The sequence below is a fragment of the Sphingomonas tagetis genome, assembly GCF_024211275.1.
Classification (GTDB): Bacteria; Pseudomonadota; Alphaproteobacteria; order Sphingomonadales; family Sphingomonadaceae; genus Sphingomonas; species Sphingomonas tagetis.
Genome location: NZ_JAMLDX010000011.1, coordinates 18,057 through 41,771 on the forward strand (window position 1 = coordinate 18,057; position 23,715 = coordinate 41,771).

Annotated in this window: 29 protein-coding genes; 18 read left to right on the plus strand and 11 right to left on the minus strand. The window is 66.8% G+C overall.

Going from position 1 to position 23,715, the window contains the following annotated elements; translation table 11 throughout:
- Positions 1-44: 44 nt before the first annotated feature.
- Together mnmE and M9978_RS14150 are read right to left on the minus strand one after the other, a co-directional pair.
- Positions 45-1,340: a tRNA uridine-5-carboxymethylaminomethyl(34) synthesis GTPase MnmE gene (gene mnmE / locus M9978_RS14145; RefSeq protein ID WP_254294279.1), complete on the minus strand. Its 1,296-nt coding sequence runs from the start codon at positions 1,338-1,340 to the stop codon at positions 45-47.
- Positions 1,337-1,576: a DUF6489 family protein gene (locus M9978_RS14150; protein WP_254294281.1), complete on the minus strand. Its 240-nt coding sequence runs from the start codon at positions 1,574-1,576 to the stop codon at positions 1,337-1,339. The genes mnmE and M9978_RS14150 overlap by 4 nt, the downstream gene beginning before the upstream one ends.
- Before the next feature lie 63 nt (positions 1,577-1,639).
- On the opposite strand from M9978_RS14150, the gene M9978_RS14155 reads away from it, so the two are divergent.
- Positions 1,640-2,113, plus strand: coding sequence for a methylated-DNA--[protein]-cysteine S-methyltransferase (locus M9978_RS14155; protein WP_254294282.1), 474 nt, complete (start codon positions 1,640-1,642; stop codon positions 2,111-2,113).
- Positions 2,110-2,805: a dienelactone hydrolase family protein gene (locus M9978_RS14160; RefSeq protein ID WP_254294284.1), complete on the plus strand. Its 696-nt coding sequence runs from the start codon at positions 2,110-2,112 to the stop codon at positions 2,803-2,805. Before M9978_RS14155 ends, M9978_RS14160 begins: the two co-directional genes overlap by 4 nt.
- Before the next feature lie 56 nt (positions 2,806-2,861).
- Here the strand turns inward: M9978_RS14160 and M9978_RS14165 are convergent, their stop codons facing one another.
- From M9978_RS14165 to hemE, 4 genes are all read right to left on the minus strand, one after another.
- The gene (locus tag M9978_RS14165; RefSeq protein ID WP_254294287.1) at positions 2,862-3,542 is read right to left on the minus strand and encodes a TerC family protein; all 681 of its coding nucleotides are present in this window, start codon (positions 3,540-3,542) and stop codon (positions 2,862-2,864) included.
- Between the two features lie 23 nt (positions 3,543-3,565).
- Complete coding sequence (gene rho / locus M9978_RS14170) at positions 3,566-4,822, minus strand: transcription termination factor Rho (protein ID WP_254294289.1); 1,257 nt, start codon at positions 4,820-4,822, stop codon at positions 3,566-3,568.
- Positions 4,823-5,251: 429 nt separating this feature from the next.
- Positions 5,252-5,707, minus strand: coding sequence for a CopD family protein (locus M9978_RS14175; protein WP_254294291.1), 456 nt, complete (start codon positions 5,705-5,707; stop codon positions 5,252-5,254).
- A gap of 13 nt (positions 5,708-5,720) precedes the next feature.
- Positions 5,721-6,773: a uroporphyrinogen decarboxylase gene (gene hemE / locus M9978_RS14180; RefSeq protein WP_254294293.1), complete on the minus strand. Its 1,053-nt coding sequence runs from the start codon at positions 6,771-6,773 to the stop codon at positions 5,721-5,723.
- Between the two features lie 333 nt (positions 6,774-7,106).
- On the opposite strand from hemE, the gene M9978_RS14185 reads away from it, so the two are divergent.
- The 11 genes from M9978_RS14185 to M9978_RS14235 all read left to right on the plus strand — a co-directional run bounded on the left by M9978_RS14185 (position 7,107) and on the right by M9978_RS14235 (position 13,876).
- A complete protein-coding gene (locus tag M9978_RS14185; RefSeq protein ID WP_254294295.1) occupies positions 7,107-7,928 on the plus strand; it encodes a pyruvate, water dikinase regulatory protein in 822 nt (273 codons plus the stop codon).
- Positions 7,925-8,512 carry a Maf family protein gene (locus tag M9978_RS14190; protein WP_254294297.1) on the plus strand — a complete coding sequence of 196 codons (588 nt, stop codon included), beginning with the start codon at positions 7,925-7,927 and terminating at the stop codon, positions 8,510-8,512. Before M9978_RS14185 ends, M9978_RS14190 begins: the two co-directional genes overlap by 4 nt.
- Positions 8,509-9,318 (plus strand): shikimate dehydrogenase family protein, encoded by an 810-nt coding sequence (locus tag M9978_RS14195; RefSeq protein WP_254294299.1) that lies wholly within the window; start codon positions 8,509-8,511, stop codon positions 9,316-9,318. The genes M9978_RS14190 and M9978_RS14195 overlap by 4 nt, the downstream gene beginning before the upstream one ends.
- Positions 9,319-9,331: 13 nt before the next feature.
- Positions 9,332-9,925 carry a dephospho-CoA kinase gene (gene coaE, locus M9978_RS14200; protein WP_254294300.1) on the plus strand — a complete coding sequence of 198 codons (594 nt, stop codon included), beginning with the start codon at positions 9,332-9,334 and terminating at the stop codon, positions 9,923-9,925.
- Between the two features lie 7 nt (positions 9,926-9,932).
- A complete protein-coding gene (dnaQ, locus tag M9978_RS14205; RefSeq protein ID WP_254294301.1) occupies positions 9,933-10,625 on the plus strand; it encodes a DNA polymerase III subunit epsilon in 693 nt (230 codons plus the stop codon).
- A gap of 49 nt (positions 10,626-10,674) precedes the next feature.
- Positions 10,675-11,256 (plus strand): ribosome hibernation-promoting factor, HPF/YfiA family, encoded by a 582-nt coding sequence (gene hpf, locus M9978_RS14210; protein WP_254294302.1) that lies wholly within the window; start codon positions 10,675-10,677, stop codon positions 11,254-11,256.
- A gap of 11 nt (positions 11,257-11,267) precedes the next feature.
- Positions 11,268-11,735 carry a PTS sugar transporter subunit IIA gene (locus M9978_RS14215; protein ID WP_254294303.1) on the plus strand — a complete coding sequence of 156 codons (468 nt, stop codon included), beginning with the start codon at positions 11,268-11,270 and terminating at the stop codon, positions 11,733-11,735.
- Complete coding sequence (locus M9978_RS14220) at positions 11,722-12,195, plus strand: PaaI family thioesterase (protein ID WP_254294304.1); 474 nt, start codon at positions 11,722-11,724, stop codon at positions 12,193-12,195. Before M9978_RS14215 ends, M9978_RS14220 begins: the two co-directional genes overlap by 14 nt.
- Entirely contained in the window at positions 12,192-12,530 is a 339-nt protein-coding gene (locus tag M9978_RS14225; protein ID WP_254294306.1) for a DUF1491 family protein, read from the plus strand. Before M9978_RS14220 ends, M9978_RS14225 begins: the two co-directional genes overlap by 4 nt.
- Before the next feature lie 244 nt (positions 12,531-12,774).
- Complete coding sequence (locus tag M9978_RS14230; protein WP_254294308.1) at positions 12,775-13,326, plus strand: cell wall hydrolase; 552 nt, start codon at positions 12,775-12,777, stop codon at positions 13,324-13,326.
- 49 nt (positions 13,327-13,375) lie between these two features.
- A complete protein-coding gene (locus M9978_RS14235; protein ID WP_254294310.1) occupies positions 13,376-13,876 on the plus strand; it encodes an MmcB family DNA repair protein in 501 nt (166 codons plus the stop codon).
- Positions 13,877-13,980: 104 nt separating this feature from the next.
- Here M9978_RS14235 and M9978_RS14240 read toward each other — a convergent pair whose 3' ends face one another.
- A complete protein-coding gene (locus tag M9978_RS14240) occupies positions 13,981-14,595 on the minus strand; it encodes an ankyrin repeat domain-containing protein (protein WP_254294311.1) in 615 nt (204 codons plus the stop codon).
- A 72-nt stretch (positions 14,596-14,667) separates the two neighbouring features.
- Here M9978_RS14240 and M9978_RS14245 point away from each other — a divergent pair, with 72 nt between their 5' ends.
- From M9978_RS14245 to M9978_RS14255, 3 genes are read left to right on the plus strand one after another with little or no spacing between them, the layout of a single operon-like run.
- On the plus strand, positions 14,668-15,255 hold the full coding sequence (locus M9978_RS14245; RefSeq protein WP_254294313.1) for an SCO family protein: 588 nt from the start codon (positions 14,668-14,670) through the stop codon (positions 15,253-15,255).
- The gene (locus M9978_RS14250) at positions 15,252-15,680 is read left to right on the plus strand and encodes a YcgN family cysteine cluster protein (RefSeq protein ID WP_254294315.1); all 429 of its coding nucleotides are present in this window, start codon (positions 15,252-15,254) and stop codon (positions 15,678-15,680) included. The genes M9978_RS14245 and M9978_RS14250 overlap by 4 nt, the downstream gene beginning before the upstream one ends.
- 38 nt (positions 15,681-15,718) lie before the next feature.
- Positions 15,719-16,348, plus strand: a complete 630-nt coding sequence (locus M9978_RS14255; RefSeq protein WP_254294317.1) for a M48 family metallopeptidase — start codon at positions 15,719-15,721, stop codon at positions 16,346-16,348.
- Here the strand turns inward: M9978_RS14255 and M9978_RS14260 are convergent.
- The 3 genes from M9978_RS14260 to M9978_RS14270 form a co-directional block, all read right to left on the minus strand.
- On the minus strand, positions 16,324-18,456 hold the full coding sequence (locus tag M9978_RS14260; RefSeq protein ID WP_254294318.1) for a transglycosylase domain-containing protein: 2,133 nt from the start codon (positions 18,454-18,456) through the stop codon (positions 16,324-16,326). The two genes, M9978_RS14255 and M9978_RS14260, sit on opposite strands and share 25 nt — an antisense overlap.
- 61 nt (positions 18,457-18,517) lie before the next feature.
- Positions 18,518-18,919, minus strand: coding sequence for a peptide-methionine (R)-S-oxide reductase MsrB (msrB, locus tag M9978_RS14265; protein ID WP_254294319.1), 402 nt, complete (start codon positions 18,917-18,919; stop codon positions 18,518-18,520).
- Between the two features lie 31 nt (positions 18,920-18,950).
- Positions 18,951-19,574, minus strand: a complete 624-nt coding sequence (locus M9978_RS14270; RefSeq protein WP_254294320.1) for a class I SAM-dependent methyltransferase — start codon at positions 19,572-19,574, stop codon at positions 18,951-18,953.
- A gap of 130 nt (positions 19,575-19,704) precedes the next feature.
- Here M9978_RS14270 and M9978_RS14275 point away from each other — a divergent pair, with 130 nt between their 5' ends.
- Together M9978_RS14275 and M9978_RS14280 are read left to right on the plus strand one after the other, a co-directional pair.
- Positions 19,705-20,031, plus strand: a complete 327-nt coding sequence (locus M9978_RS14275) for an antibiotic biosynthesis monooxygenase family protein (protein WP_254294321.1) — start codon at positions 19,705-19,707, stop codon at positions 20,029-20,031.
- On the plus strand, positions 20,028-21,344 hold the full coding sequence (locus M9978_RS14280) for an MFS transporter (RefSeq protein ID WP_254294322.1): 1,317 nt from the start codon (positions 20,028-20,030) through the stop codon (positions 21,342-21,344). The genes M9978_RS14275 and M9978_RS14280 overlap by 4 nt, the downstream gene beginning before the upstream one ends.
- Here the strand turns inward: M9978_RS14280 and M9978_RS14285 are convergent.
- A complete protein-coding gene (locus tag M9978_RS14285; RefSeq protein ID WP_254294323.1) occupies positions 21,295-23,592 on the minus strand; it encodes a CDC48 family AAA ATPase in 2,298 nt (765 codons plus the stop codon). The two genes, M9978_RS14280 and M9978_RS14285, sit on opposite strands and share 50 nt — an antisense overlap.
- Positions 23,593-23,715 lie beyond the last annotated feature (123 nt).

Consider the following 23,715-nt stretch of genomic DNA (forward strand, 5'->3'; position numbering starts at 1 on the left):
CGGCGCCCGCTTGCAGCGTCAAAACTGTTCCACGTGGAACGCCACTATTTGCCGATGCAGAACCGCCCAAACAGGCTGTCGAGCATCGCTTCGACATCCGCCGCGCCCGTAATCTGATGGAAGGCGCGCAACGCCCGGCGCAACTGCTCGGCCAGTAGCAGGATATCGGTTTCACCGGCCGCTTGATCCAGAGCATCTGCTGCGACGGCGGCGAGCTGCCGCTGGCGCGCATTCAATGGCGTGGAGTCGAGCGGTGGCAGCAACGCCGACGCGCGCTCCGCGATCACCTGCCACACGCGATCGATTCCCAGCCCGGTCAACGCGGAGACGCTCAGCCGGTCCGGCACATCGCTGCGCCCCGGAAGATCAGCGCGCGGATTGAGCCAGATCGAAGCTGCATCCGGCGGCGGCAGATCGTCCAGCCAAAGCACGAGGTCGGCGCTGGTCAGCGACTCACGCGCGCGATCGATCCCCAACTGCTCGACCACATCCGCCGGTCGTTCATGCAGTCCAGCGGTATCGATCAGCAGATACGCGACACCGTCGCGCATCACCGGCACCTCGATCCGGTCGCGCGTCGTCCCGGCCAGCGGCGAGACGATCGCCGCATCGCGTCCCGCCAGCGCGTTGAGCAAGGTCGACTTGCCCGCATTGGGCGGCCCCGCCAGCACGACGCGCAATCCGTCGCGCAACCGCTCGACGCCCGGCTGGGCAACGATCGCCACAATTGCCTGCGCCAGCGCCCCCGCTTGCGCGGCAATGTGCCCGATCGCGTCGCCCTGCCCTTCGACATCATCCTCGTCAGCATGATCGAGCATCGCCTCGACCGCCGCGGAAAGCTGAAGCGCCCTCGCTGCCCATCCCTCGACCAGACGGCGAATTCCGCCTTCCGCGGCACGAACCGCCGCGCGGCGCTGGCCTTCGGTCTCGGCTGCAAGAAAATCGGCGAGCCCCTCCGCCTCGGTCAAACCGATCCGGCCATGCGCCAGCGCGCGGCGCGTGAATTCGCCCGGCTCGGCCGGCCGCAGCCCCGCCATCGCGCTCAACGCCGCCTCGACCGCACGCACCACCGCGCGGCCACCGTGCAGATGCAGTTCGGCCAGATCCTCGCCCGTCGCGGTCGCCGGTCCGGGAAAGATCACGACCAGCGCATGATCGAGCGTTTCGCCATCCTGCCGCAGCGCGCGCAGGCTCGCCCGGCGCGGGGCAGGCAATTTACCGGCGAGCCGCTCGACAGCGCCGAACGCCGCCGGGCCGGAAATACGAACAATCGCTATCGCCGCCGGAGGCTGACCGCTCGACAGTGCAAAGATCGTGTCGGCGAAACCCGGGTCGCTCACTCGCTGCCGCTGCGTTTGCCCATATCGAACATGCCGCGCCAGAAATTCATCCCCGCCTCGCCCATCGGCGTCCAGCTCTTCATCATCGATTCGATCATCTCGGGATTGACCATCCCCTTGTCCATGGAGCTGAGCATCAGCTGGATATAATGATCATGCACTGGCGTGAGATCCGGCAGCCCCATTGCGCGGCGCGCCTCTTCCGGCGTGCAATCGACTTCGACATTGATCTTCATCCGCGCGTCTCCCTTGCCCAATGGCTCTTGAGCCGGAGCTATCCCCTGCCCTACGCTCAACCTATGTATGCGCGCGACCATGCCCTCATCGCAACGCCCATCGGCACCATCCGGATCGAAGGCGATGACGAACAGCTGACTCGAGTGTTGCTGGGCGCTGGCGGGAACGGGACGCGCGGGTCGGCCAAGGCCGTTCGCGCTGCAGCAGATCAGCTGGCGGCATATTTTTCCGGCGATCTCAACGCGTTCGATGTCGATCTACCCAAGTTAAAGTCGCCACGCGGCAATGCTTTACGTAGCGGCCTGATCGCGGTCGGCTATGGCGAAACGCTGAGCTATGGCGAACTGGCGCGGCGGCTCGAGTCGGGGCCGCGCGCAATCGGCCAGCTCTGCGCGCGCAATCCCTTCCCGATCATCGTGCCTTGTCATCGCGTGCTGGGCGCAGGCGGGGCATTGGGAAGCTATTCGGCGGGCGATGGGCCTGTGACCAAGCAATGGCTGCTCGATCATGAGCGGCGACACAAGGGAGAGCCATGATGGCCGGCACCACGATCCAGAGCCTCGACGGAAGCGGCAGCTTCGCGGCATATCGCGCCGATCCCACGGGCGAACCGCGCGGCGCAATCGTCGTGATCCAGGAAGTATTCGGCGTGAATCCCGGCATTCGCCGCAAGTGCGATCATTGGGCGTCGAAAGGCTATGTCGCGCTCGCGCCCGACCTGTTTTGGCGGATCGAACCGGGCATCGAGCTCGATCCCGATATTCCCGATCAGCTGCAGCGCGGTCTCGAGCTGTTCGGCCAGTTCGACCAGACCAAGGGGATCGAGGATATCGAGGCGACGATCCGGGCGGCGCGCAGCGCGAGCGAGGGGAAGGTCGGGGTGGTCGGCTACTGCCTCGGTGGCCGGCTCGCTTACATGACCGCGGCGCGCACCGATAGCGATGCGAGCGTGGGCTATTATGCGGTCGGCGTCGACGGGTTGCTCGGCGAGAAGCATGGCATTGCCCGCCCGCTGATGTTGCACATTGCCGGTGACGACGGCTTCGTCCCGAAAGACGTGCAGGCAGCGATGCATGAGGGGCTGGACGACCATCCGCGGGTGACGCTGCACGACTATCCGGGCGAGGATCACGGCTTTGCGGCCGAGATGGGCAAGCGCCGGTCGGGCGCTGCGGCTCAGCTGGCGGACAGCCGGACCGAGGCGTTCTTCGCCGAGCATATCGGCTGAGGCGAAACGGGCGGCGTCCCGGTCGGACGCCGCCCTTTTTCTTTTAACTCAGCATCTTAGCTGAACAATCGCAGCAGCCCGACATCATGATCGATGATGCCGCTGTAGATCATCGATCCGGCGACATAGAGGATCACCAGCAGGCCGATCCACGCGATCCAGCGATAGCGCTCGATATATTTGGCGATGATGTTCGCCGCGATGCCCATCAGCGCGACCGCGATGACGAGGCCGACCATCAGGATACCGGGATGGTCGCGTGCCGCGCCGGCGACGGCGAGGACGTTGTCGAGGCTCATCGAAACGTCGGCAATCGCGACCGCCCAGGCGGCAGCGGCGAAGCTCTTGGCGGGGCGAACGCCCGAATGCTCGTCGCCATCGACCTCGGGCGAGCCGCCCTCGGCATGACCGCCCTGAACGATCTCGCGGTACATCTTCCACGCCACCCACAGCAGCAGCACGCCGCCGGCAAAGACGAGGCCGATGACCTGGAGCAGCTGGGTTACGACCAGCGCGAAGCCGATCCGCAGCACCAGCGCCGCGATGATGCCGATCAGGATGACCTTCTTGCGCTGGTCGGCGGGCAGGCCCGCGGCGAGTGCGCCGATGACGATGGCGTTGTCGCCGGCCAGCACGATGTCGATCAGGATCACCTGACCGAAGGCGAGCCACGCAGAAGCACTGCCTGAAAACAGCCCGGCGAAGTCGTTGACGATATGGCCCCAAATCTCGGTCATGCGTCGCTAAATCCCTGAAACGATTACTGGTTCATCGAATCGAAGAAGTCCTCGTTGGTCTTCGAGTCCTTCATCTTGTCGAGCAGGAATTCCATCGCGTCGATCGTGCCCATCTGCATGAGGATGCGGCGCAGCACCCACATCTTGCTGAGCGTGCCCTTGTCGACCAGCAGCTCTTCCTTGCGCGTGCCCGACTTGCCGACGTCGAGCGCCGGGAAGATACGCTTGTCGGCGACCTTGCGGTCCAGCACGATTTCCGAGTTACCGGTGCCCTTGAACTCTTCGAAGATGACTTCGTCCATGCGGCTGCCGGTGTCGATCAGCGCCGTGGCGATGATCGAGAGCGAGCCGCCCTCCTCGATATTACGCGCGGCGCCGAAGAAGCGCTTGGGACGCTGCAACGCATTGGCGTCGACGCCGCCGGTCAGCACCTTGCCCGATGAAGGAACGACGGTGTTGTAGGCGCGGCCGAGGCGGGTGATCGAATCGAGCAGGATGACGACATCCTTTTTGTGCTCGACCAGCCGTTTGGCCTTCTCGATCACCATTTCGGCGACCGCGACGTGGCGGGTGGCGGGCTCGTCGAAGGTCGAGGAGACGACCTCGCCCTTCACGCTGCGCTGCATGTCGGTGACTTCCTCGGGCCGCTCGTCGATCAGCAGGACGAGCAGGAACACCTCGGGATGGTTGTCGGTGATCGCCTTGGCGATGTTCTGCAGCATCACCGTCTTGCCGACGCGCGGCGGCGCGACGATCAGCGTGCGCTGGCCCTTGCCCTGCGGCGAGACGATGTCGATGACGCGCGCCGACTTGTCCTTGACGGTCGGGTCGGCGGGATCGAGCGTCAGCTTGCTGTCGGGATAGAGCGGGGTGAGGTTGTCGAAATTGACGCGGTGGCGAACCGCATCCGGATCGTCGAAATTGACACTGACCAGCTTGGTTAGGGCGAAATAGCGCTCGCCATCCTTGGGTGCGCGGATTTCGCCTTCGACCGTATCGCCGGTGCGCAGGCCGAATTTGCGGACCTGGTTGGGCGAGACATAGATGTCGTCGGGGCCGGCGAGATAGTTGGCCTGGGGTGAGCGCAGGAAGCCGAAGCCGTCCTGCAGCACTTCGATCGTGCCCTCGCCCATGATCAGCTCGCCATTCTCGGCCTGGGCCTTGAGGATCGCGAACATCAGGTCCTGCTTGCGCAGCGTCGAAGCGCTTTCGACGCCGAGTTCCTCGGCCATCGTCACCAGCTCGGCGGGGGGGGTCTTTTTGAGATCTTTGAGATGCATTTGGGGGAGTCCGTGTGGCGATCGCTTGGGAAGGGTTTCCGGGCGTTGAGACGCTGCGATGGCTTGAGGAAAAAGGAGGGATGCCGACGCCACCGGAAGGCAACACGACGACATCGCGATTAGGTTTGAGGCCAATTCAAGTCAAGCGGCGAGCGATGCCGACGTGCCAGAATGACGAAGTTGACGAAGTTGACACAAATACGGGGTTGTCAGGCCGGCGTTGGAGGGGACGGCCGGGCTGAGGCGACAACGAAGCGACACTTGGACGACGGCGGTGCGACACCGAAGCGACACGCACGCGCCGCTGAATGAACAGCGCGCATCGGTAACGCGCCACCGGCGCGACAGATTTAGTCCGACAGGATCAAAGAGCGTCGATGCGAAATCGATGATCCGACTCAAGCAGGCCAATTCCTACATTGCAACGGCTCAGAACGGCCGGACCACCGCGAGAATGACGATCAGCGCGACGAAGATCGCCGGAATTTCGTTGATCATCCGCAGGCGTCGCGCATCGAGCGTCCCCTGCCCCGCCGTCAGCTTTTTCGAATAGCCGACCGCCCAGCCATGATAGCCCGAGAGCAAGAAGACCAGCAGCAGCTTGGCGTGGAGCCAGCCTAGCCCCGACTGGCCGTCGAACAGGCCGAGATTGACCGCCAGCGCGAGGCCGAGCACCCACACCACGCCGATCGACGGGGTGAGGATGACGCGGCGCAGCTTGGCCTCGCGCTCGGCCCAGGCCCTCGCCTGCACCGGATCGCCCAGCGCTTCCTGATGATGCACGAGATAGCGCGGGAGGATGAACAGCCCCGCCATCCAGAAGATGACGAAGATGATGTGCGCGGCTTTGACCCACAAATAAGCTGCGCCAAGAAATCCGCTCATACGCCTTCTCTGGTCATCTTGGCCCCCGCACGATGCCGATCAGCTGTTCGACATGGGCGATCGGCGTGTCCGGAAGGATGCCGTGCCCGAGATTGAAGATATGGGGGCGTTCGGACAGCGCATCAAGCACGCGGCGGGCCGCCTGCTCGAGCTCGCCGCCGCCGGCGATCAGCGCGAGCGGGTCGAGATTGCCCTGCACCGGCATGCCCGCGGGCAGCTCGCGATGCGCCCAGGCGGGGTCGACCGTCTCGTCGAGCCCGATCGCATCGACGCCGGTCTCGCGCGCATAGGCGGCGAGCTTGCCGCCCGCGCCTTTGGGGAATCCAATGATCTTCGCCTGCGGGCAGCGTGCGCGCAAGCCGGCGACGATCGCGGCGTTGGGCGCGATCACCCAGCGTTCGAACTGCGCGGGCGAGAGCGAGCCGGCCCAGCTGTCGAACAGTTGCACCGCCTCGACGCCCGCCTCGATCTGCTTCGCCAGATAGTCGATCGACATCGCGACGATCGCATCGATGATCGCCTGAAACGCAGCGGGATCGCGATAGGCGAGGCGGCGCGTGTCGGCCTGATCTCGGCTCCCCTGCCCCGCGACCATGTACGTCGCGTTGGTCCATGGACTGCCGGCAAAGCCCAGAAAGGTCACTTCAGGCGGCAAGGCGGCGGCGACGCGGCGCACGGTGCCATAGACCGGTTCGAGCCGCTGTGGGGCCGCTGTGAGGCTTTCCAGCGCATGATCGACCAGCCGGGGGGCCAGCCGCGGTCCCTCGCCGGTTTCGAACCACAGGTCCTGCCCCAGTGCATGGGGGACGACGAGGATGTCGGAGAACAGGATCGCGCCGTCGAAGCCGAAGCGGCGGATCGGCTGGAGCGTGACCTCGGCCGCGGCGTCGCTGTCGTTGACCAGCTCGAGGAAGCCGCCCTTCTCGGCACGCAGCTCGCGATATTCGGGCAGATAGCGGCCTGCCTGACGCATGAGCCATATCGGGGGCGTATCGACGCGCTTTCCTGAAAGCACATCCAGCAACGGCTTGGCGAGCAACGGCTTCGAATTCGAGGGACTGGTCATTCCATCTTTCAATAGAAGAAGAGATTCAAAGAGGATGTAGTGTTAGTTGGCGCGTGGATCGCGGGGCTTAAGCGTTCATGCCCATTCTGCCAACAGATTGACCGCGCCGACTCCCGCGATTCCGCACGGAGTCGCGGGATTTGTCCACAGGACCCACAGGCTGTGTGGGGAACCGGGCGCATGTGGAGCGCGCTGTGGACGACACGGCCGGAGCGTGGAGCGATCGGCCCGCTTGGCGTGCCCGGCGGGTTGCGCTAGCGATTTGCCCATGTTGTCCACAGATCCATCCAATGGCGGTCTTTCCCTCCCCTCCCGCTTGCGGAAGGGGAACAAGTGAAGCTGCATCTTCACCTTCTCTCCGACTCCACCGGCGAGACGCTGGAGAATATCGCCAAGGCGGCGCTGGCACAGTTCGACGATGTCGAGGTGCTGCGTCATTTCTGGCCAATGGTGCGCAGCGAGACGCATCTCGAACGCATTCTCGCCGAGATCTCGCAAAATCCGGGGCTGGTGATCTTCACATTGGTCAATCCCGAGATTCGCCGCACGCTGGAGGCGCGGTGCCGGTCGATGGGGTTGCCGGCGGTGGCGCCGCTCGATCCGGTCAACCATGCGCTCTCCAGCCTGCTCGGGCAGGAGATGAAGGCGCGGCCGGGGCGGCAGCACACGCTCGACGCGGCTTATTTCGCGCGCGTCGATGCGATCCAGTTCACCATCGCGCATGACGACGGCGTCAATTGGGAGAATTGGGAGGAGGCCGACATCGTGCTCGCCGGCGTGTCGCGCACGTCGAAGACGCCGACCTCGATCTATCTCGCCAATCGCGGGTTCAAGACCGCCAACATTCCAGTCGTGCCCGAATCGCCGCCGCCGGCCCTGCTCTACAAGCTCAAGCATCCGATGGTGGTGGGTCTGACCACCAGCCCCGAGCGGCTGATCCAGGTGCGGCGCAACCGGCTGCTCGCGCTCAACGAGGCGACCGAGACCGCCTATGTCGAGGCCGATGCGGTGCAGCGCGAAGTGGCGTTCGCGCGGCGGATGTTCGCCGACAATGGCTGGCCGGTGATCGACGTGACGCGGCGCTCGATCGAGGAGACCGCGGCGGCGATCATCAATCTGTGCAACGAGCGTTCGGCGCAGGCGCGCGCGACATGATCGTGCTGGCTTCGACCAGCGCGTCGCGTCGCGCGATGCTGACCGCGGCGGGCGTGGCGCATGAGGCGCTGCCGGCGCATGTCGACGAGGACGCGGTCAAGGCGGGGATGGGCGACGTCGGCCCACGCGACCTCGCCGATGCGCTCGCCGAGCTGAAGGCGCTCAAGATCAGCCAGCGTGTGCCGGGGACGCTGGTGCTGGGGTGCGATTCGGTGGTGGCGATCGAGGACGGGACGCTGCTCGACAAGCCGGTGAGCCGCGAGGATGCGGAGCGGCACCTGCGGCTGTTGTCGGGCAAGCGCCACGATCTCTACAGCGCGGCGGTGATCGCCGAGCAGGGCCGCGCGGTGTGGCGGCATGTCGATCGCGCGAGGCTGTGGGTGCGGCCGCTGTCGGAGAAATTCATTGGCGACTATCTCGACATGGAATGGCCGGCGATCTCGGGCTGTGTCGGCTGCTATCGAGTCGAGGGGCCGGGGGTGCAGCTGTTCAGCCGGATGGAGGGCAGCCACTATACCATCCTCGGCATGCCGTTGCTCAACATCCTCGATTATCTGCGCACCAGGGGGGTGCTGACGTCATGACCATGTTTGCCGAGGTGATCGGCGATCCGATCGCGCATTCCAAGTCGCCGATGATCCATGGCTTCTGGCTCGAGGCGCTCGGATTGAACGCCGAATATCGCAAGACGTTGGTGACGGCGGACGGACTGGCCGCGTACTTCGCCGCGCGCCGCGACGATCCCGACTGGCGCGGGTGCAATATCACCGTGCCGCACAAGGTGGCGGCGCTCGATCACGTGCCCGATCCGGGCGGGGTGCGGATGACCATCGGTGCGATCAACACGGTGTTTCGCGGCGAGGATGGCGCGCTGATCGGCACCAATACCGATGCCGCGGGATTCTACGCGCCGCTCGCCGAGTTCGACCTCGAAGGCGCGCCGGTCGCGGTGGTCGGTGCGGGCGGCGCGGCGCGCGCGGTGCTGTTCGCGCTGGCGCGCGCCGGGGTCAGCCGGGTGACGATCCTCAACCGCTCGCCGTTGAAGGCGATGGGGCTGCTCTCGACCTTCGGGTTGAAGGGCGATGCGGTGCCGCTCGACGCGCCGATCCCGCCGGTGGCGCTGCTGGTCAACGCCAGCTCGCTGGGTATGGCCGGACAGCCGCCGCTTGATCTCGACCTGTCCAACCTGCCCGACGATGCGGTCGTCTATGACGCGGTCTATGCGCCGCTCGAGACCGGACTGCTCGCCGCGGCGCGGGCGCGCGAGCTGGAGACGGTCGATGGGCTGGAGATGCTGATCGGTCAGGCGGCGCTGGCGTTCGAGCTGTTCTTCGGGGCCGCGCCGCCGCGCGAGCGCGATGGCGAGTTGCGAGCGCTCCTGACGTCATGACCATCATAAGCCAATGATCATCTTGGGCCTCACCGGTTCCATCGGGATGGGCAAATCGACCGTCGCGGCGATGTTCGCCGGCGAAGGCGCGCCGGTGTTCGATGCCGATGCGGAGGTCCACAAGCTGCAAGGCGCGGGCGGGCGGCTGGTGGCGGAGATCGAGGCGGCGTTTCCCGACACGACGAGCGAATTGGGGGTGAACCGCACGCTGCTGGGCGAGGCGGTGTTCGGCAATCCGGCGGCGTTCAAGCGGCTGGAGGCGATCGTCCATCCCGCGGTCGCGCATGAGCGCAGCGTTTTTCTCGAGTCGAATCGCGGCTCGCCGCTGGTCGTGCTCGACGTGCCGCTGCTGTTCGAGGCCGGCGGCTGGCGGCAGGTCGACAAGATCGCCGTGGTGTCGGCCCCCGCCGAAGTGCAGCGCGCGCGGGTGCTGGCGCGGCCGGGGATGACGGTCGAACGCTTCGAGTCGATCCTGGCGAAGCAGCTGCCCGACCCGGACAAGCGCGCGCGTGCGGATTTCGTGATTCCGACGGGCGGTTCGCTTGAGGAGACGCGTGACTCGGTGCGTGCGGTGATCGCTTGCCTCACGCGTGCGGAAGGCCGATAACCGACTCATGCGGGAAATCGTGTTCGATACCGAAACGACCGGGCTCAGCTTCAACGGCGGGCACCGGCTGGTGGAGATCGGCTGTGTCGAGCTGATCAATCGCGTGCCCACGGGGCGCCACTTCCACGCCTATCTCAACCCCGACCGCGACATGCCGGCCGAGGCGTTCGCCGTGCATGGGCTGTCCGAAGCGTTCCTCAAGGACAAGCCGCGCTTCCCTGAAGTGTGCGGCGATCTGATCGAGTTTCTCGGCGACTGTCCGCTGATCGCGCACAATGCGATGTTCGATTATGGGTTCATCAATGGCGAGCTCGGCCAGTGCGGGCGGCCGCTGCTGAGCGTCGAGCGGATCGTGTGCACGCTGCAGATGGCGCGCTCCCGGCATCCCGGCGCCAAGCACACGCTCGACGCGCTGTGCGTGCGGTACGGCATCGACCTGTCGGCGCGCGAGCTGCACGGCGCGCTGCTCGACGCGCAATTGCTGGCACAAGTGTTCATCGAGCTGACCGGCGGGCGGCAGATCGCGCTGGGCCTTGCGGTCGAGCATGCCGCCGCCAGCGACCGGCCCGAATGGGTCGCCGCGAAGAATAATGTGCGTCCGGCGCGGGTTTTTGCGCCGAGTGACGAGGAACTGGCCCGCCACCGCGCGTTTATGGGCGGGTTCGAGGAGCCGTTATGGGGCCTTGCGGCGTCGAGTTGACGCCGGAAAGCTGCGTTCCTAGCTGATCCTGGCAAGAAGGAGAAAGAACATGGATATCCGGGTCTCGGGTCATCAGGTCGATACGGGCAAGGCCATTCGGCAGCACGTTACCGACCGGCTCCAGGGTATCGCCGACAAATATTTCTCCCGCGCCATTTCCGCCCATGTGACCTTCGGCAAGGGGCCGCATGATTATGGCTTCACCTGCGACATCGTCGCGCATGTGACGCAAGGGCTGGTGCTCAAGGGCTCGCACGCCGCGCAACAGGAAGCGCATCTCGCCTTCGACGGCGCCGCCGACAAGATCGAGAAGCAGCTGCGCCGCTATGTCCGCCGGCTCAAGGACCGCAACAATGGCCATGCCCAGGCGGCGCTCGATGCCGCCTATGATGCGGGCTACACCGTGTTCCAGCTCGCCGATGAAGAGGAAGAGGTGCATGACGCGCCGCCGGTGATCGCCGAGACGCGGGTCGATGTGCCCGACGCCAGCGTGTCCGACGCGGTGATGATGCTCGACCTGCGCAATACCAATGCGCTGCTGTTCAAGAATAGCGGGACGGGCAACTACAACATGGTGTATCGGCGCGCCGACGGGACGATCGGGTGGGTCGAACCCAACCGGGCTGCCTGACGACCACGCGAATGACCGACCTCAGCGATCTCCTGATCCCCGAAGCGGTGCTTTCGGGGACCCCGGCGGGCAGCAAGAAGAAACTCTTCGCGCTGCTCGGCGAGGCGGCGGCGCGCGCCTATGGACTCGATGCTGGCGAGGTCGCCGCGCGGCTCGCCGAGCGCGAGAAACTGGGCTCGACCGGGTTCGGCGGCGGCATCGCCATTCCGCACGGCAAGATCGCCGGTCTGGCCGGGGTGACCGGGCTGTTCGCGCGGCTCGACAAGCCGATCGACTTCGCCGCGGTCGACGATCTGCCGGTCGATCTGGTGTTCGTGCTGCTCTCGCCGCCCGAAGCCGGGGCGGAGCATCTCAAATCGCTGGCGAAAGTGTCGCGGCGGCTGCGCGACCGGGCGTTCACCGCCAAGCTGCGCGGGGCGGCTTCGACCGACGCGCTCTTCGCGCTGTTGACCGGGGTCGAGGCGCGTGACGCCGCCTGAGTCCGGGCCTGATTCGGTCGGGGCGGCGGCGCATTACCGTGCGCTCGAATCGCTCTATGCGGCCGCGCCGATCAACCGCTTCTTCGATTCGCGGCTGGAGATTCCGGCGAGCGGGCAGGCGCGAATCCATTTCACGATCGACGAGCGCCATTTCCATGCCGGCGGCGCGGCGCATGGCACGAGCTATTTCAAGATGCTCGACGATGCCGCCTTTTATGCCTGCAACAGCCTGGTCACCGACCGGTTTTTGCTGACCACCGCGTTCAACCTGCTGTTCACGCGGCCGCTCGGCCCCGGCCCGGTGATCGCCGAGGGGCGCTGGGTCAGCGGGCAACGGCGCGTGTTCGTCGCGGAAGCGCGGCTGATCGACGAGACCGGCGAGGAAGCTGCGCGCGGCACCGGCACCTTCATGAAATCACGGATTCCGCTCGCCGGGTTGCCCGGCTACCGGGCGGGATGAGCCCGCGGCTCGCCGCCGGGCTGATCGTCAACGCGCTGGTGCGCCGGGTCAACGCCGAAGGCGGCAGTGCGATGGTGTTGGCGAAGGGCGACGCGCAGGCCGGCGCGATCCTGGTGCTGACGCTCGAACGCGGCAGAAATCCGCGGTTTTTCGAACGCCGAATCGGTCCGGATGGTCGATCCGCGCTGGTCGAGAGCGGCCCCGCGGACAAGGCGGATGACGACGTCCTCGCCTATTGGCAGCGCCGCCGCAGCCGCGATCCCGACCTGTGGGTGATTGAACTGGATATCGCTGATGCGGAACGGTTCGCCGCTGAAACCATGACCGATGGTTGACTTACCGTAACCATCCCGCCAAGGCGCGCGCAGTTTAAGAGCGTTGTGCCGTCGGGGTGTGAAGCCGCCGGTTACGCAGTCGGGGGGAAAAGCCCGACCAGCCTTCTGGATTTGATCAGGGGACAGGCTGGATCGCGCGCCAACCGCAATTTGTCGAAGTTTAATGACCTTTTCTGTACGGGCCGCGATGATCGCGGCTGCGACTATTTGTATTGCCGCCGGCATCGGCGCGACCGCCCCGGGTATGGCCCAGGAGACGGATCCCGCGACGGCCGGCATTAACGATCCGAACCTGACTCAGGTTCCGACCATGGCCGAAGCGCTCGCCGATCTCGAGGCTGATGCGCCCGCCGACACCGAAACCGCCCTCACCGACCCCGCCGATTATGCGACGCTCGCCGCTGCCGTTGCCGCGCAGCCGCTGGCGGTCGATGACGAGGAGCTCAACTGCCTCGCCGCCGGTGTCTATTACGAATCGAAGGGCGAGCCGCTCGAAGGCCAGCTCGCCGTCGCCGAAGTGATTCTCAACCGCACCAGCTCGGGCCGCTTCCCGCGCAGCGTGTGCGGCGTGCTCAAGCAGCGCGGCCAGTTCTCGTTCGTGCGCGGCGGGTCGATCCCGCAGCCGCCGGCGAGCGCCAAGGCGTGGAAGACCGCGCTCGCGGTGGCCAAGGTGGCGCGCGCCGACAAATGGGACAGCAAGGTCTCGAACGCGCTCTATTTCCATGCGCGTTACGTGTCGCCGGGCTGGCGCCGCGCGCGCGTCGGCAGCGTCGGCAACCATATCTTCTATCGGTAATCGCCGGACGGGCCTAGCGCCCGTTCGTGTAATGTTCTAAATGCGGGGGATGGCCAGCCAGCTGTCCCCCGCATTCGATTCACTGACCATTCCGCAGCTCACCGCGGAGGTTACGCGCGGCGTGTGCCGCATGCTGCTGCGCCACGATATCGTGGCGATGGCCGAGGTGCCGCTGGGCGATGGCCGCCGCGCCGACCTGATGGCGCTCGATTCGCGCGGCAATATCGTGATCGTCGAGGTCAAGGTGTCGCGCGCCGATCTGCTCGGCGACGGTAAATGGACCAACTATCTCGCGCATTGCGACCGCTTTTTCTGGGCAGTGCCGGCCGGGTTCGACCTGTCGCCGTTCGAAACACCGGGCTTTCTGCCCGAGCGTGCCGGCGTGATCGTCGCCGACCGCTATGACGCCGCAATCGTGCGCGAGGCGCGGACCGAGCCGCTGGCCAGCGCGACGCGGCGCAAATGCACGCTGGCCTTCGCGCGCCGCGCCGCGCGGCGGGTGATTACGTTGACCGACCCCGATGCCGAGGGGTTGGGCTGGAGTGCTTAAATTGGGTTGCCGCACCAGCCCGCTCCCCCACCCGGCCACCCATAGATTACGCTGCTGCTGGGTGGCCGGGTGGGGGAGCGGGCTGGTGCCGCTTGCCCTAAAGTCTAGAGTTTCGGCCCGGCCGACGTGCCCTTGCGCTGCACCTTGGGCGCGTCCTTGAGCAATTTCCCGATCACCGGCGAGCGCGTGTCGCGCGCGGCGTAATCGCGGGCGGTCATGCCGGCGAGCCGGTCGGTCTGGTCGGGATCGGCATTGGCGGCGAGCAGGGTGCGGACCAGATCGACGTCGCGGCGCTGCACCGCGCGCATCAGCGGAGTCTCGCCGCCGCGATTGGCCTGGTTGACGTTGGCGCGCAGTTGAATCAGCAGCGCGACGCCTTCGGGCCAGGCCGCTTCGACCGCCAGCATCAGCGGGCTGTTGCCGCTCGCGTCCTCGAGATTGATGTTGCCGCCGCGCCCCAGGATGAAGCGCAGATAGAGGCTGTCGCGGCGCTTGATGACGATGTGGATCGCCGCGTCGCCGCGGTCGTCCTTGACGTTGACGATGGTCTGGCCGGGCTCGTTGAGCATCTCGGTGACCTTGTTGCCATCCTGCTTCCGCACCGCTTCGAGGAAGGTGTAGCTGTCGGACCGCTGCTGCGCGGCGGCGGGCAGCGACATCGGAAGCGTCAGTGCGATAAGCGCCGCGGCGAGGACGGGCCGGGACGAACGGAAAGCCATGATTGAAACAAGCCCCAATAGTTGAACGCGACCTTGCAAGCCGCGCCCTATCAGATCATGGCTGGCGGCGCCATGAACAGGTTTATCGCCATTTTGTCCGCGCTTTGCCTTGCCGCCTGCGGTGCGGTCGAGGCGCCCAAGAAGTCGCTGGCCGACGCGCCGCTCGCCGGGGCCTCGATCGGCGGGCCGTTCACGCTGACCGACGGCGACGGCAAGACGGTGAAGGACAGCGATTTCGCCGGCAAATACCGCATCATGTATTTCGGCTACACCTTCTGCCCCGATGTCTGCCCGGTCGACGTGCAGAATATCGGCGGCGCGATGAAGGAACTGGACAAGCGCAACCCCAAGCTCGCCGCGCAGATCGTGCCGGTGTTCGTCACCATCGATCCGGCACGCGACACGCCCAAGGTGGTCAAGCAATTCACCAGCGCCTTTTATCCGCGCATGGTCGGGCTGACCGGCACGCCAGCGCAGGTCGATGCGGCGGCCAAGGCCTATCGCGTGCCCTATCAGAAGCGCGAGACGCCGAGCGGCTATCTGATGGATCATGGGCGGCAGGCCTATCTGATGGGGCCGAAGGGCGAGCCGATCGCGCTGCTGCCGCAGGACCAGACCCCGCAGGCGATCGTCGCGGAGATCGAGCGCTGGATCGGGTGAAGCCCTTTTGGGAGCAGCCGCTCTCGACCCTCGACCGCGCGCAATGGGAGGCCCTGTGCGACGGCTGCGGCAAATGCTGCCTGCACAAGGTCGAGGATGCCGACACCGGCGAAATCTATGCCACCAACGTCGCGTGCCGGCTGCTCGACCGCGATCAGGGCATGTGCAGCGATTACAAGCACCGCCATGCCTATGTCGCCGAATGCGTGCGGCTGAACGCCAACAATGTCGAGGACATCGCCTGGCTGCCGCAGACCTGCGCCTACCGGCTGCGCGCCGCGGATGAGCCGTTGCCGAACTGGCATTATCTGGTGAGCGGCAGCCGCGAGAGCGTGCACGAGGCCGGCGAATCGACACGCGGCTGGACGGTGTCGGAGGATATCGCCGGGGACCTCGAACACCATATGGTCGATCGCATCCTGTGAGCGGGATCGAGGTCGTCCGCCACCCGCGCGCGCGACGAATGAAATTGTCGGTCGACAACGCCACCGGGCAGGTGCGGCTGACGCTGCCGCCGCGCGCGCCGGTGGGCGAGGCGCTGCGCTGGGCCGAGGGCCAGCATGACTGGATCGCGCGAGCGCTCGCCCGCCGCACCGCGCCGGTGCCGTTCGAGCCGGGCGCGGCGATCCTCTATCTGGGCGAGGAGGTCGGGCTCGGCTGGGACAGCGGCTTCCCGCGCACGCCGTTGCTCGACGACGGGCAGCTGATCGCAGGCGGGCCGCGGGAAGGCTATGAGCGCCGGGTCGAGCGCTGGCTGCGCCGCCAGGCGCTGGCGGTGATGAGCGCCGAGACCGCCGAATATGCCGCCAGGGCGGATGTCACGGTGACGCGCGTGGCGGTCGGCGATCCCAAGGGGCGCTGGGGCAGCTGCGCGGCGTCGGGCGTGATCCGCTATAGCTGGCGGCTGATCCTCGCCCCGCCCGAGGTGCGGCGCGCGACCGTTGCGCATGAGGTGGCGCATCGCGTGCACATGAACCACAGCGCCGCGTTCCATGCCGTGGTGCGCGAGCTTTATGGCCGCGAACCGTCACGCGAGCGCGCCTGGCTGCGCGCCAACGCGATGCGGCTTCACTCGTTCGGGCGCGCTTCCTGAAGCGGACGGGGCAGCTCGCGCGGGCCATCGCGCGGGGGCACACGTTCCGCTGGCTGGCGTGACGGGTCCTGGCGCAAGGGGGGCGCGTCACGCGGCGGCGCATTGCGGCCGGTCATGCGGTCGAGCCAGTCGTCGTCGAGCGTCTCTTCCTCGCCGGGCGCAGGCGCGTCCTCGCGGCCCTGCACCGCGTCGGGATTGACCTCCTCGCGCGGGACCGGATTGCCGTCCTCATCGACATAGATGGCGTTGTCGGGCGCGCCATAGGCTTCTTCGTCGGGTTCGATCTGCCATTCGGGCAGCGTCACCTCGGTGTCGAACTGTTCGACGGCGCGGCCGGCGGTGGCGGGCTTCATGAAGGCGGCGAAGGCGCGCGCCGGGGCGGTGCCGCCCTGCAGCCCGCCGACGCGCTTGGCGTCGTCGCGGCCCATCCACACGCCGGTGGTGAGGCCCGAGGAGAAGCCGAGGAACCAGCCATCCTTGTTCGAGCTGGTCGTGCCGGTCTTGCCCGCGACCGGGCGCCCGATCTGCGCGGCGCGGCCGGACCCGGCATTGACCGCGGTTTGCAAGAGGTCGGTCATCTGCGCCGCGACATAGGGCGCGACCAGCACGCGCGAGGTATCGACCTCATGCTGGTAGATCACGGCGCCGTTCGCGGTGACACGGGTGATCGCATAGGGCGTCACCGCCACACCCTTCTGCCCGACCGAGGCGAAGGCGCGGGTCATGTCGATCAGGCGGACGTTGCTGGTGCCGAGCACCATCGCCGGCTGGGTGTTGATCGGGGTGGTGATGCCGAAGCGGCGCGCCATGTCGGCGACCGTGCCGAAGCCGACTTCCTGCCCCAGCTTCGCCGCGACGGTGTTGATCGAATAGGCGAAGGCCGAACGCAGCGTCATCTCGCCCGAGAAGCGCCCGCTATTGTTGCGCGGGCTCCAGCCGTTGATCGTCACCTGTTCGTCGACGATGCGGTCGTCGACCTTGTGGCCGGCTTCGAGCGCGGCGAGGTAGACGAACAGCTTGAATGCCGATCCCGGCTGGCGTGTCGCCTGCGTCGCGCGGTTGTAGATCGACGAGACGTAATCGCGCCCGCCGACCATCGCGCGCACCGCGCCGTCGCGGTCGAGGCTGACCAGCGCGCCCTGGGCGCCTGCCGGGGTGTTCGACTGGATCGCCTGCGTCGCCGCGTTCTGCATCTTGAGGTCGATCGTCGTCCACACGTCGAGCGGGGCGACGGTCTCGTCGATTAGCACTTCGAGCTGCGGCAGCGCCCAGTCGGTGAAATAGCGCACGCTGTTCTGCTTGGGCGCGGCGGCGAGCTTGACCTCGGCCGGACGTGCGGCGTCGGCTTGCACGCGGGTGAGCGCGCCGGTCTCGACCATCACGTCGAGCACGACGCTGGCGCGGTCGATCGCGGCCTGCGCGTCGGCGGTCGGCGAATAGCGCGACGGCGCCTTCACCAGCCCCGCGACGACCGCGGATTCGGAGAGGGTCAGATTGGTCGCGGGATGGCCGAAAAAAGTGCGCGACGCGGCGTCGATGCCATAGGCGCCGCCGCCAAAATAGACCTTGTTGAGATAGAGTTCGAGGATCTGATCCTTGGTGAACTTGCGCTCGAGCGCGAGCGCAAGGATCATCTCGCGCAGCTTGCGGCCGATATCGTATTTGTTCGACAGGAAGATCGTGCGCGCGACCTGCTGGGTGATGGTCGAGGCGCCCTGCAGGCGGCGGTCGGTGCCGCGATTGTCGATCGCGAATTTGGTGATGCGGGCGAGCGCGACCGGATCGACGCCCCAGTGCGAGCGGAAGCGGCGATCCTCGATCGCGACCATCGCGTCGCGCATCGGCGCGGGGATCTTCGAATATTCGATCCACTCGCCATAGCTGGGGCCGAGCGAGACGATCACCGTGCCGTCGGCGGCGTGGACGCGGATCATCTGGCCGTTGGGCGAGGATTTGAGCTCCTCGTAGCTCGGCAGCGAGGCGCGCGCGGTATAGACCGCGATCACCAGCGCAACGAGCCCGGCAATACCCAGCGCGATGCCGATGCCGAACACCCATTTGATGATGCGGCGGAACTTCGAAGGCTGTCGGGGGGATCGCTTGGCCATGGGCGGGTCTGTGCGTGATTACGCGTGAACCGCGGCTGTCACAAGCGGGCGTTGTTGTAGGTCAATCTTCGCTGCGGGGGCGGAAATCGAGCGCGACCGAATTGATGCAGTAACGCAGGCCCGTCGGCGGCGGGCCGTCGGGGAAGACATGGCCCTGATGTCCGTCGCAGCGCGCGCAGCGGACTTCGGTGCGGACCATGCCGTGCGCGGTGTCGCCATGTTCGGTGATGCGGCCGTCCGCGACCGGCCGGGTGAAGCTCGGCCAGCCCGATCCCGAATCATATTTGTCGTCGCTGTCGAACAGGTCGAGCTGGCAACCGGCGCAGCGATACACGCCGTCGGCCTTGTTGCTGTCGTAATGGCCCGAAAAGGCGCGCTCGGTCCCGGCCTCGCGCAGCACGTGATATTGCGCCGGGGTGAGCCGCTGGCGCCACTCCGATTCGGAAAGATTGAGCTGATCCATGCGCCGGATGTGTGCTTCCCGGCGCCTCAGGTCAATCCGCCGCTTCATCCTTCCACGCCCACCAGAGCTGGGCGGGCGGCACGTTCCACCATTCCATGTCGGCATCGATGCGCGGGAAGTGCGGAGTCAGGAAATTGCGGACATTGGGGTTGAACTGATAGACGAGAAACGCGCCGCCGGGCCGGATCACGCGATGCGTCGCTTCGGCGATGACCTCACCGACCCCGGCCGGCAGCGTCGAGAAGGGCAGGCCCGAAAGCACGAAATCGGCATGATCGGCGCCATGATCGGCGACGATCGCGTTCACGTCGGCCGCCGAGCCGTGAATGGCAGAGAAGCGCGGATCGACGATCGTGTGCCGCAGATAGGCGACGAAATCGGGATTGGTGTCGATCGCGATATATTTGGCGTCCGGCCCGAGCCGGTCGAGGATCGCGCGGCAGAAGGTGCCGACGCCGGGGCCATATTCCACGAAGACCTTGGTATTGTCCCAGTCGACCCTAGCCAGCATCTTGCGGATGAGCTTGTTCGACGACGGGATGATCGAGCCGACCATCACCGGATGCTTGAAGAAACCCTGAAGAAACAGCGCCTGGGGGGAGAGCGGGCGCGCGGCCTTGCGCTTGCGCCGCGCGATCGTGGTCGAACCGTTCATCAACTTCCCTTTGTCGGTGTCGCGACGCTGTAGGACAGTTGCAATGCATCTGTCATCAGGCACTTGGCTCTCAAACGTCCTTTGCGCCGTGGCGGTTGCGTCCGAAGCCCAAATGCCTAAGCCTCGGACTATGCAGAGCCACGCACGCACGGGGCAGGTCGCCGTCATTTTCACGTCGCAGCGGACGTCCCAGGATGATGCAGGCTATGAAGCAGCCGCGGCGGCGATGGCCGCGCTCGCGCTGCAGCAGCCCGGCTATGCCGGTCTCGAGAGCGTTCGCGGCGGCGACGGGCTGGGGATCACGATCAGCTTTTGGCACGATGACGCGGCGGCGCGGGCGTGGCGCGATCATCCCGAACATGCGCGCATCCGCGAGCTCGGCCGTGTGCGCTGGTACGACTGGTACGAGTTGCAGGTGACGCGGGTCGAGCGCGGCTATGGCTGGCGGCGCGAATGACGCCGATCCGGTTCGACCGCACCTTCACCATCCTGTTCCTGGTGATGTTAACGATCGCCGCGGGCAATACCGCGATGCAGTCGGTGCTGCCCGCGCTCGGCCGCTCGCTCGGCGTACCCGACAGCGCGGTGGCGGCGGCGTTTTCGGTCTCGGCGATCCTGTGGACGGTGGTCGCACCCTTCTGGGCCAACCGCTCCGACCGGACCGGGCGGCGGCGAATGGTGCTGATCGGGCAGGTCGGACTCGCCGCGTCGCTGTTCCTGTGCGGTATTTTCCTGGCCGCCGGGATCAATGGCTGGATCGCGCCGGCCACGGCCTTTGCCTGCTTCGTCGTCGCGCGGATGATCTATGGCGCGTTTGGATCCGCCGCGCCGCCGGCGGTGCAGGCGATCGTCGCCGCGCGCACCAGCCGCGAGGAGCGGACGCGCGCACTGACGCTGCTGGGTTCGGCCTTCGGCCTCGGCACGATCCTCGGCCCGGCGATTTCGCCCTATCTGGTGCTGGGCCATCTGTGGCGCGGCGGGCCGGCAATCGGGCTGGCCGGACCTGCGCTGATCTGCAGCGTCGCGGCGCTGGCAATGCTGTTCGTCGTCGCCCGCCTGCTGCCGCGCGACGTCGATGCGGCGGTGAGCCAGGGCGCGGTGTCGAGCTATCCCTCGATCGGCGGGCAGGCGAGCGGCGCCAGCGTCACCGCCGCAACGGCGCTAAAGACCGAGCCGGTCGGCTTTTTCGATCCGCGCGTGCGCGCCTGGATGATCTGCGGCCTCGTGCTTGGCCATGCCCAGGCGGCGGCGGGGCAGGTGATCGGCTTCCTGATCATCGACCGGCTGGGCGTGCCGCCGATCGAGGCGATCGAGGCGACCGGCCTCGTGCTGATGATGGGCGCGGGCGCCGCGCTGCTCGCGCAATGGGGGGTCATCCCGCTGCTCAACCTGTCCCCGCGCGCGCTGATGTTGAGCGGGCTGGCGCTGAGCGCGCTGGGCTGCATCGCGACCGGCAGCGCGACGACGCTCTACGGCATTGCGACAGGCTATGCGCTGGCGACGCTTGGCTTCGGCTTCTCGCGGCCCGGCTTCACCGCCGGTTCGTCGCTGGCGGTCGGGCAGGGCGCGCAGGGGTCGGTGGCGGGCAAGGTCACCTCGATCAATGGCGCGGCCTATATTTTTGGACCGTCGATCGGCGTGCTGCTGTACGGGCTGTGGCGGCCGCTGCCCTATCTGTCCGCGGCCGCCCTGCTCGTCCTGCTTGTCCTTTACGGCTGGTTCAGTCTTCGACCTTCGTCCCGCGGCCCTGGAGCATCCCCGGCGCGATGAACCCGATCGGGTTCAGCGCCACCGCATCCTGCTTCATCCTGGCGACGATCTGAGCATATTCGGCCTCCATCTCGGGCGTGACGGTGGCGCGCGAATCGGCCAGCGCCGCCTCGAAATGCGCCATCGTCACTTCCCGGTTGGCGAGCGATTCGCGCAGCGCGGCAAGGCCAGCGCGACGCGTCACATCCTCCAGATCGGCACCGGTGAAACGCTCGGTGCGCGCCGCGACCTCGGCCAGATCGACATCCTTGGCGAGCGGCATCTTGGCAGTCTGGATGCGCAGGATGCGCTCGCGCCCGGCCTTGTCGGGCACGCCGACATAGATCAGCTCGTCGAGCCGGCCCGGCCGCATCAGTGCGGGATCGATCAGGTTCGGGCGGTTGGTCGCGCCGATCACCACGACCGATTGCAGCTCTTCGAGCCCGTCCATTTCGGCGAGGATCGTGTTGACCACGCGCTCGGTCACCTGCGGTTCGCCCATGCCGCTGCCGCGCGCGGGCACGAGGCTGTCGAGCTCGTCGATGAATATCACGCACGGCGCGACCTGCCGCGCGCGGGCGAACAGCCGCGCGATCTGCTGCTCGGACTCGCCATACCATTTGGACAGCAGGTCGCTCGACTTGGTGGCGATGAAGTTCGCCTCCGCCTCGCGCGCCACCGCCTTGGCCAGCAAGGTCTTGCCGGTGCCGGGCGGGCCATAGAGCAGGAAGCCCTTGGCCGGGCGGATGCCGAGGCGGCGGAACGCGTCGGGGTCCTTCATCGGCAGCTCGACGCCTTCCTTGAGACGCATCTGCGCGTCGTCGAGGCCGCCGACATCCTCCCAATGGACGTTGGGCTTCTGCACCATGACTTCGCGCATCGCGCTCGGCTGGACGCGCTTCAGCGCCTCGACGAAATCCTCGCGCGTGACGGCGAGGGTCTCGAGCACGTCGGCCGGGACGGTTTTGTCCTCGAGGTTGAGCCGCGGCATGATTCGCCGCACCGCCTCGATCGCCGCCTCACGCGCCAGCGCCGCCAGATCGGCGCCGACAAAGCCGAAGGTGGTGCGCGCCAGTTCGGCGAGATCGACGCCTTCGCCGAGCGGCATGCCGCGGGCGTGGATGCCGAGGATCTCGCGCCGGCCGCGCTCGTCGGGCACGCCGACCACGATCTCGCGGTCGAAGCGGCCGGGTCGGCGCAGCGCCTCGTCGATCGCCTCGGGCCGGTTGGTCGCAGCGATGACGACGATGTTGGCGCGCGCCTCCAGCCCGTCCATCAGCGTCAGCAGCTGCGCGACGAGGCGCTTTTCGGCCTCGCCCGAGACCTGTCCGCGCTTGGGCGCGATCGAATCGATCTCGTCGATGAACACGATCGAGGGCGCATTGCTCGCCGCTTCCTCGAACACCTCGCGCAGCTTCTTCTCCGACTCGCCATAGGCCGAGCCCATGATCTCCGGCCCGTTGATCAGGAAGAATTGCGCATCGGATTCGTTGGCGACGGCACGGGCGAGGCGCGTCTTGCCGGTGCCGGGCGGGCCATGCAGCAGCACCCCCTTGGGCGGATCGACGCCGAGCCGCTGAAACAGTTCGGGATAGCGCAGCGGCAGCTCGACCATCTCGCGCAGCTGGTCGATCGTCGCGGCCATGCCGCCGACATCGTCATAGGTAACGTCGGCGCGGCGCAATTCCTTGGCCTCCTCGAAATCGGCGCGCAGCTCGATCTCGGTATTCTCGTCGATATGGACGATGCCGCGCGGCGTCGCGGAGACGACCAGTAGGCGGATTTCCTGAAGCGCATAAGCGGGCGCGCCGCGCAGATGCTGCATGACGTCGGCCGGCGTGTTCTGGACGCGCTGCTGCCCGACCGTGGAGACGGTGTCGCCCTGGCATAGCGGGCGGCCGATAAAGGTGCGCTTGAGCGCGTTGGACGAGCCCTCGAGCCGCAGGTCCTTGCGCGCCGGGGCGAACACGACGCGGGTGGCGGGACGCGATTCGGCGCGGCGGATCTCGACGAAATCGCCCGAGCCGACCCCGGCATTGGCGCGCTGGAGCCCGTCGATGCGGACGATCTCGAGCCCCTCGTCCTCGGCATAGGGGAAGACCGCGCGTGCCGGGGTACTGCGCTTGCCGACGATTTCGATGACGTCGCCTTGCTGGACGCCGAGTTCGGTCATCAGCGTGCGCGGCAGATGCGCAAGCCCGCGGCCGCTGTCCTCCGGGCGCGCATTGGCGACCTGATATTTGCGCGCGGGTGTTTCGGTGTCGGCCATCGGCTCTCCTTCCCTGCAAGGGTGGACGCGCAGATAGGCATGCGGTTCCGCATCGGCTAGGGCGAAACCGTTTCGCCCGCGATTCGGGCAAAAAAAGGGGCCGGTCCGAAGACCGACCCTTTG

Coding starts and splice junctions, on each gene's coding strand:
- M9978_RS14150 (WP_254294281.1), bottom strand. CDS start 1,576: ATGAAGATCAATGTCGAAGTCGATTGCACGCCGGAAGAGGCGCGCCGC.
- M9978_RS14155 (WP_254294282.1), top strand. CDS start 1,640: ATGTATGCGCGCGACCATGCCCTCATCGCAACGCCCATCGGCACCATC.
- M9978_RS14160 (WP_254294284.1), top strand. CDS start 2,110: ATGATGGCCGGCACCACGATCCAGAGCCTCGACGGAAGCGGCAGCTTC.
- M9978_RS14165 (WP_254294287.1), bottom strand. CDS start 3,542: ATGACCGAGATTTGGGGCCATATCGTCAACGACTTCGCCGGGCTGTTT.
- rho (WP_254294289.1), bottom strand. CDS start 4,822: ATGCATCTCAAAGATCTCAAAAAGACCCCCCCCGCCGAGCTGGTGACG.
- M9978_RS14175 (WP_254294291.1), bottom strand. CDS start 5,707: ATGAGCGGATTTCTTGGCGCAGCTTATTTGTGGGTCAAAGCCGCGCAC.
- hemE (WP_254294293.1), bottom strand. CDS start 6,773: ATGACCAGTCCCTCGAATTCGAAGCCGTTGCTCGCCAAGCCGTTGCTG.
- M9978_RS14190 (WP_254294297.1), top strand. CDS start 7,925: ATGATCGTGCTGGCTTCGACCAGCGCGTCGCGTCGCGCGATGCTGACC.
- M9978_RS14195 (WP_254294299.1), top strand. CDS start 8,509: ATGACCATGTTTGCCGAGGTGATCGGCGATCCGATCGCGCATTCCAAG.
- coaE (WP_254294300.1), top strand. CDS start 9,332: ATGATCATCTTGGGCCTCACCGGTTCCATCGGGATGGGCAAATCGACC.
- dnaQ (WP_254294301.1), top strand. CDS start 9,933: ATGCGGGAAATCGTGTTCGATACCGAAACGACCGGGCTCAGCTTCAAC.
- hpf (WP_254294302.1), top strand. CDS start 10,675: ATGGATATCCGGGTCTCGGGTCATCAGGTCGATACGGGCAAGGCCATT.
- M9978_RS14215 (WP_254294303.1), top strand. CDS start 11,268: ATGACCGACCTCAGCGATCTCCTGATCCCCGAAGCGGTGCTTTCGGGG.
- M9978_RS14225 (WP_254294306.1), top strand. CDS start 12,192: ATGAGCCCGCGGCTCGCCGCCGGGCTGATCGTCAACGCGCTGGTGCGC.
- M9978_RS14230 (WP_254294308.1), top strand. CDS start 12,775: ATGGCCCAGGAGACGGATCCCGCGACGGCCGGCATTAACGATCCGAAC.
- M9978_RS14235 (WP_254294310.1), top strand. CDS start 13,376: ATGGCCAGCCAGCTGTCCCCCGCATTCGATTCACTGACCATTCCGCAG.
- M9978_RS14240 (WP_254294311.1), bottom strand. CDS start 14,595: ATGGCTTTCCGTTCGTCCCGGCCCGTCCTCGCCGCGGCGCTTATCGCA.
- M9978_RS14245 (WP_254294313.1), top strand. CDS start 14,668: ATGAACAGGTTTATCGCCATTTTGTCCGCGCTTTGCCTTGCCGCCTGC.
- M9978_RS14255 (WP_254294317.1), top strand. CDS start 15,719: ATGAAATTGTCGGTCGACAACGCCACCGGGCAGGTGCGGCTGACGCTG.
- M9978_RS14260 (WP_254294318.1), bottom strand. CDS start 18,456: ATGGCCAAGCGATCCCCCCGACAGCCTTCGAAGTTCCGCCGCATCATC.
- msrB (WP_254294319.1), bottom strand. CDS start 18,919: ATGGATCAGCTCAATCTTTCCGAATCGGAGTGGCGCCAGCGGCTCACC.
- M9978_RS14270 (WP_254294320.1), bottom strand. CDS start 19,574: ATGAACGGTTCGACCACGATCGCGCGGCGCAAGCGCAAGGCCGCGCGC.
- M9978_RS14275 (WP_254294321.1), top strand. CDS start 19,705: ATGCAGAGCCACGCACGCACGGGGCAGGTCGCCGTCATTTTCACGTCG.
- M9978_RS14280 (WP_254294322.1), top strand. CDS start 20,028: ATGACGCCGATCCGGTTCGACCGCACCTTCACCATCCTGTTCCTGGTG.
- M9978_RS14285 (WP_254294323.1), bottom strand. CDS start 23,592: ATGGCCGACACCGAAACACCCGCGCGCAAATATCAGGTCGCCAATGCG.